Origin of the sequence: Rhizobium sp. BK112, from assembly GCF_014193215.1 — a bacterium.
GTDB lineage: Bacteria > Pseudomonadota > Alphaproteobacteria > Rhizobiales > Rhizobiaceae > Rhizobium > Rhizobium anhuiense.
Map to the genome: position 1 here is coordinate 66,097 of NZ_JACHYZ010000022.1, position 6,443 is coordinate 72,539.

Below are 6,443 nucleotides of genomic sequence, written 5' to 3' on the forward strand. Positions count from 1 at the left end.
AGTATTGCGAAGGAACCACGATGAACCAGATTTCGAAACAAGTTTTTGCAGCAGGCAGCGCTCTCGATCTGAGGTCGGGCAATATTCCCTCCGCTGCCCCTTCGGAAACGGCGCCGGCCAATCTGTGCATCTCTGCGATCGACGAGGCGGTCGAGAACCTTCGCAGGCTCAGCGGCGCCGCTGCTTCATCGACCGAAGGCGGCAAGAAGACGGCCGAAGTTGCAGTAGGCGAGGCTGCCGCTATGGCGCGCGAAGACACAGCGCCGCCACCCCTTGCGCAAAAGGTGGTGATGCCGGAAGCCTCGCCGAAACCTTCGGCCGCGGAAACGGCGCCTTTCGCCGCGGTGGTGCAGGCCCCGGCCACAGCAAAACCGGCGGAAGCACCCGCCCAACCGCAGATCGAAGCGCGGGCGGCGCCTGAACTGCCGAAAGAGACGACCGAGCTCAAATCGAACCCGACGATGCCCTTCGGCAAGACGATCGAAGGCGAGGGCGGTCCGATCAGCGAGAATGACAGACGGCTGCGCACCGGCGGCGGCGGAACCGGCAAGGATTCCGATCCCGGTGGCGGCGCGGGCGGGGGCGGGGGAAGTGGCGGCGGTTTTCACAAGCGCAGTGAGCCTGTGAATTTCGCCGCCAGCCTCTCGCGCGGCATGGCGGCGGTCCGACGCAACATGGCTGTGGTCATGATGTTCACGATCGCCATCAACGTGCTTCTGTTGGCGATCCCGCTCTATCTCTTCCAGATATCCGACCGGGTGCTGACCAGCCGCTCCATCGACACGCTCGTCATGCTTTCGATCGCCGTGCTCGGCGCCGTGCTGCTGCAGGCCTTCATGGATTCGGTGCGGCGCTTCATCCTGATGCGCACCGCGGTGGAGCTCGAAGTACAGCTCGGCGCGCCGATCCTCAGCGCTGCGGCGAGGGCGTCGCTGCATGGCAGCGGCAAGGATTATCAGACGCTGCAGGACCTGCAGCTGCTGCGCGGCTTCGTGACGTCAGGCACGCTGATCGCATTTCTCGATGCGCCGCTGATGCCGTTCTTCGTGGTCGTCGTCTATTTCGTGCATCCGCATCTCGGCATCATCATCATGGTCTGCTGTGCGGTGCTTTTTTTCATCGCCTATCTCAATCAGAAATTCACCGCCCGGCAATTCGCCGAATCCAACGGCTATCTCAGCCGGGCGAATTTCCATCTCGATTCCATGTCGCGCAATTCGCAAATCATCAACGCCATGGCGATGATCCCCGAGGCGGTGAAGATGTGGGGCCGGGAAACGGCGGGCTCGCTGAAATCGCAAGTCGAGGCTCAGGACCGCAACATTATCTTCTCGGGCATATCGAAGGCCTGCCGCATGATTACCCAGGTTACCCTGCTCGGCTGGGGCGCGCATCTGTCGCTCGCCGGAGAATTGACGGGCGGCATGGTGATTGCGGCCTCGATCATTTCGGGACGCGCGCTGGCGCCGATCGAAGGCGCCATCGAAGGCTGGCACCAATTCAACCGGTCGGCAGCCGCCTATGGCAGGATCAAGGGACTGCTGTTGAACTCTCCCTTGAACTTCCCGCGCCTGCGCCTTCCCAATCCGGAAGGCCGGCTCGATGTCGAGCGCATTCTCTTCGTGCCGCCGCCACAGAAGAAGGTCATTCTCAACGGCATCTCCTTCTCGCTCAGGAAGGGGGAATCGCTTGCGATCATCGGCAATTCCGGATCGGGCAAGACGACGCTCGGCAAGATGCTCGTCGGCTCGATCGTTCCGACATCGGGAAATGTGCGCCTCGATCTGATGGATCTGCGCAACTGGGATCAGCGTCAGTTCGGCGAAAGCATCGGCTACCTGCCGCAGGACGTGCAGCTCTTTCCCGGTACGATCAAAGCCAATATCTGCCGCATGCGCGACGACGTCGACGATCATCAGATCTACGAGGCAGCAGTGCTCGCCGACGTGCACGAGCTCATCGCAAGCTTCCCGCAGGGCTATGAAACCATCGTGGCGGCAGACGGCGCTCCGCTTTCGGGCGGCCAGAAGCAGCGCATCGCGCTTGCCCGCGCCTTCTTCGGCAATCCCAAATTCGTCGTTCTCGACGAGCCGAATTCGAACCTCGATACCCAGGGCGAGGCAGCGCTTGCCAAGGCGCTGATCCACGCCAAGAAGCAGGGCATCACCACGGTCACCATCACCCAGCGCCCCGCCCTTCTCCAATGCGTCGACAAGATCCTCGTGCTCAAGGAGGGCACTGTCGCCATGTTCGGGGAAAGGATCGAGGTGCTGCAGGCGCTTTCCAAGAACAACGGCAATAACGGTCAACAAGCACCGCGTATCGAAGGGTGAACGACATGGGACGCAAAAATCGGGAGACATCAGGCCCGGCGCAGCTCGAATGGTATAGCGACGTGCCGCGCTCGATCCGCGTGCACAGCATCGTCGGCCTGACGGTTCTCTTCACCTCGTTCGGCGGGTTCGGCTTCTGGGCTGCGACGGCACCGCTCGCCTCGGCCGTCATTGCCCAGGCGAGCTTCGTTGCGACCGGCAACAACAAGATCGTCCAGCATCTGGAAGGCGGCATCATCAAGGAGATGCGCGTCAGCGAGGGCGACACGGTGAAGGAAGGCGACGTCCTGCTGACCCTCGACCCGACAGCATCCCGCTCGAACGAACGGATGCTGCAGCTTCGGCGCCTGCGCCTGGAAGCCGTCGTAGCAAGGCTCCGTGCCGAAGCGCAGGGCCTGCGGGAATTCCAGGTTCCCGATATCGTCATGAAGGAAGCAAGTGATCCAGACATCAACGCGATCATCCAGAGCCAGAACGTCGTCTTCCACAGCAAGCAGATCAAGCTCGAAGAGCAGCTCAATCTGATCGAGAAAAACATCAAGTCGCTGGAATACCGGTTCGGCGGCTATAAAGGCCAACGCGAATCCTTCGAGAGACAATTGGCGCTGCTGACCGAGGAACGCGATTCCAAGGCGCGCCTGGTCAAGGTCGGCTATATGCGCAAGACGGATCTCCTGGCAATCGAACGGGCGATCGCCGATGCGATGGGCGATATTTCTCGCCTGAACGGCGAGCTCAACGAGAGCGAGGCGGAGATCGCCAAATTCCGCCAGGAAGCCATCATCGCCGTCAACTCCAACAAACAGGCGGCACTCGATGCGCTCGAAACCGCCGAATCCGATCTGGACAGCGTGCGCGAACAGATGCGCGAGGCTGCCGGCGTGCTCGAACGCACCACCATCCGCTCACCGGTGACGGGCACAGTGGTGCGCTCCTATTTTCATACCGCCGGCGGCGTCATCACGACCGGCAAGCCGATCATGGAAATCCTGCCGGCGCATGTGCCGCTGATCCTGGAGGCGCAGGTGCTGCGTACCTCCATCGATCAGTTGCACGAGGGAGAAACAGCCTCGATCCGCCTGACGGCGCTCAACCGGCGCACGACGCCGGTGCTGCAAGGCAGGGTCTTCTACGTTTCGGCCGACTCGATCGAGGAAAGTTCCGGGGTCTCGGTCAAGGACGTCTATATCGTCCGCGTCGAAATACCCGATTCCGAGATTTCCCGAGTGCACAATTTCCATCCCGTTCCCGGCATGCCAGCAGAAGTGCTGATCCAGACGTCGGAACGCACCTTTTTCGAATATCTGAGCAAACCAATCACCGACAGCATGTCACGGGCTTTCAAGGAACGCTGATCACTCGCAATCAGGCAGGGAGCGGTCCGGCAATATGACGGCCTCGTCCATTGTTCTGATATAATGTCGGCACGTATCATCCCCTTGGGGATGGGTCGTCCCCTCAGGGGGAGAAAGGGTAGAGCATGGCGGCGATGTCCGATGTCCTGTTGCGGGTCGGCCGCCTGAACTATGTCTGGACGAATACCGAAAGCCTGCTGATCTACATCATCGCCCATCTTCTCCGGGTCGAAAAGGATGCGGCGATCGTGGTGTTCCTGACGCTCAATACGACGCGCGCCCGGATCGATCTCATCGAACGGCTTGCCAAGCTCGCTTCGACCTCAGCTTCCGACCGGAAGGCGATCCTTTCAGCCATGTCGCGGCTGAAGAAGGAATCCAAGACACGCAACAAATACAATCACTGCATCTATTCCTTCGACGAAAAGGGAGAGATCTCCAGCACGCAGCTGATGCGGCTGGTCGAGGACGACAAGGAGATCCGCTATGGCAAGATCGAGCAGATGGACGCGCGCGAGCTCGACCTTCTGGAAAAGTCGATCGCCGAAATCGTCGCCATCAGCCGGACGCTCTGGGCCTTCATCCATGCGAGCCCGAGGATCGCCGGCGAGCTCTGAGTAACTCTTACGAGTATCTCTTTCCAAAACCGTTGCACACTTTCGGGCGAGATAGATTGAAGCGTCGCATTCGACAGGGGCATCGCGCTCTATGTCTTTGAATTGATATGTGATCTTTACTGAAAACCGACTTCGATTTTGGGTTAAGCGCCGGCTCAGGACTAATCATATTTAAGCCCTGCAAATCATCCGGACGGTTTATTTGAAGATCGGTGTTTCCCATTAGAATGAAACCTCCCGAGTGACGTATGGGGTATTGGGGGGCGGACATGCGCATAGATGTTATCGACACTATTGCCGGGTTCGAGGCGCTACGCGACAACTGGGATCGGGTCTTCATGGAAGATCCCGACGCGCAGCATTTCCTCTCCTGGATCTGGCTGAAGAATTATCTCTCTCGCCGGCGCCGCTGGTTCATCCTTGCCCTTCGCGAGCGCGATCCCGCAGCACCTTATGTCGCCTTCTTTCCGCTGCGCCTCATCACCCATCTGAACGAGAAGACCGGGCTCTTCTACGACGAAATCATAATGGCCGGGAATTTTGCGGCCGATTACACCGGCTTCATCGTCAGGCCGGATTACGAGCATCATGCCATTGCCGGTTTTGCTTCGTTTATCAAACATCAGAACTGGACCGATCTGAAGATCGAATATTTCAGCGGCCCAGCGGGCCGGCGTGAGAAGATGATCGAGGCGCTGCAAGGGCCGGAGGTGATGTTTCGCGACAGCTCGCCGATGAACAGCGAGAACATCGACAACACGATCTGCCCGATCGTCCCGCTGCCGGCAAGCTTCGACGATTATCTCGAACAGCGCATGAGCAGCCAGACACGCCAGAAGCTCCGGCGGTTCCTGCGCAAGGTCGAAGGCGACGATATCTACCGGATCACCATGGCAACCCCCGAGACCATCGATCGCGACCTCAACATCCTCTTCAATCTCTGGCGGATCAAATGGAGCGCCCGCAAGGGTGCGGAGCGGACCGAGCGGCTAATCGTCACCACGCGCGAGATGCTGATGGACTGCTTCAACAGCGGCAATCTCGACGTGCCGGTCTTGTGGTACGGCGACCAGCCGCTCGGCGCGCTGGCGAATATCGTCGACCGGCAGAAGAAGGCCATCCTCTTCTATATCACCGGCCGCGACGAGAACTGGAAGACGCCGTCTCCCGGCCTCATCCTGCATGGCTACTGCATCCGGCGGGCGATCGAGGACGGTTTCAAGACCTATGACTTCCTGCGCGGAAACGAACCTTACAAATATATGTTCGGGGTAGAGGAACGGCGGATCAGTTGCACCCTGTTCCGCACCCGCAACGGCCAGAACCTGCATGGCGTGCTCAACCCGCGCAGCATTCGCTTCGTCTATGAACAGGCGCTCGATATGTACCGCAACGGCGCCCGCGGTAAGGCGGAGATTGCCTTCAACCAGGTCCTGCAATCGGCTCCCGGCCATACCGGCGCGGAATTCGGCCTTGCCAATCTGCTGTTCGACCGCGGCAAGCTGACGGAGGCACTGACTGCCTACAACGCGCTCACCGAGCGAGCGCCCGATCCGACACCGATCCAGATGCGGCTTGGCGACACGCAGCTTGCCCTGCATCAATATGACCAGGCCGCAGAGACTTTCCGCCAGGTCGGCGAGATCGGGCCGCATCTCATCCAGGCGCATTACAAGCGTGGCATCGCCCTTACTGCCAGCAGACGGCTGGCTGAAGCAGAAGCCGTCTTCGCTGCGATCCAGGGAGTGCATTCGGACGATCCGGCCGCACTGGATTATGCCGCCAAGGCAAGTGCGGCGCTTGAACGCATTCGCGAATGTGCCGAGCCGGCGGCCCGCAAGACGGACATCGTGCCGGAAACCATCGCCCGCTGGAACCGGGGACGGCAGCTCAGCGAACGACGCCGACCGCGTCTGCATTGAGGACTTTTTGCCATGGTGCGGAAAGGCGGTCCGACAGTTCCGGCACGACACATTTTTCCGTTTCCACGCTGCCATGGGCTCTGGGGCGAGTGCTGAAGCCTTGGCTTAATTCCATCTGGAAACGCCAAAAGCCCGCACGAGGCGGGCTTTTTGTATCAGTGTGTATGGCGGTCTGTGTGGGATTTGGTTGCGGGGGCAGGATTTGAACCTGCGGCC

Annotated in this window: 5 protein-coding genes; 4 read left to right on the plus strand and 1 reads right to left on the minus strand. The window is 60.1% G+C overall.

The features are described 5' to 3' along the window. Positions 1-20 precede the first annotated feature (20 nt). The 4 genes from FHT75_RS33870 (at position 21) to FHT75_RS33885 (ending at position 6,227) form a co-directional block, all read left to right on the plus strand. Positions 21-2,333 (plus strand): type I secretion system permease/ATPase, encoded by a 2,313-nt coding sequence (locus FHT75_RS33870; RefSeq protein WP_028756239.1) that lies wholly within the window; start codon positions 21-23, stop codon positions 2,331-2,333. Between the two features lie 5 nt (positions 2,334-2,338). After that, positions 2,339-3,688: an HlyD family type I secretion periplasmic adaptor subunit gene (locus FHT75_RS33875; protein WP_028756240.1), complete on the plus strand. Its 1,350-nt coding sequence runs from the start codon at positions 2,339-2,341 to the stop codon at positions 3,686-3,688. 125 nt (positions 3,689-3,813) lie between these two features. Continuing rightward, positions 3,814-4,305 carry a hypothetical protein gene (locus FHT75_RS33880; protein ID WP_028756241.1) on the plus strand — a complete coding sequence of 164 codons (492 nt, stop codon included), beginning with the start codon at positions 3,814-3,816 and terminating at the stop codon, positions 4,303-4,305. A gap of 269 nt (positions 4,306-4,574) precedes the next feature. Next, on the plus strand, positions 4,575-6,227 hold the full coding sequence (locus tag FHT75_RS33885) for a GNAT family N-acetyltransferase (RefSeq protein ID WP_029733027.1): 1,653 nt from the start codon (positions 4,575-4,577) through the stop codon (positions 6,225-6,227). Here the strand turns inward: FHT75_RS33885 and FHT75_RS35690 are convergent. Further along, on the minus strand, positions 6,196-6,443 hold a 248-nt coding region (locus tag FHT75_RS35690), incomplete at its 5' end, for a hypothetical protein (protein WP_210294530.1). The two genes, FHT75_RS33885 and FHT75_RS35690, sit on opposite strands and share 32 nt — an antisense overlap.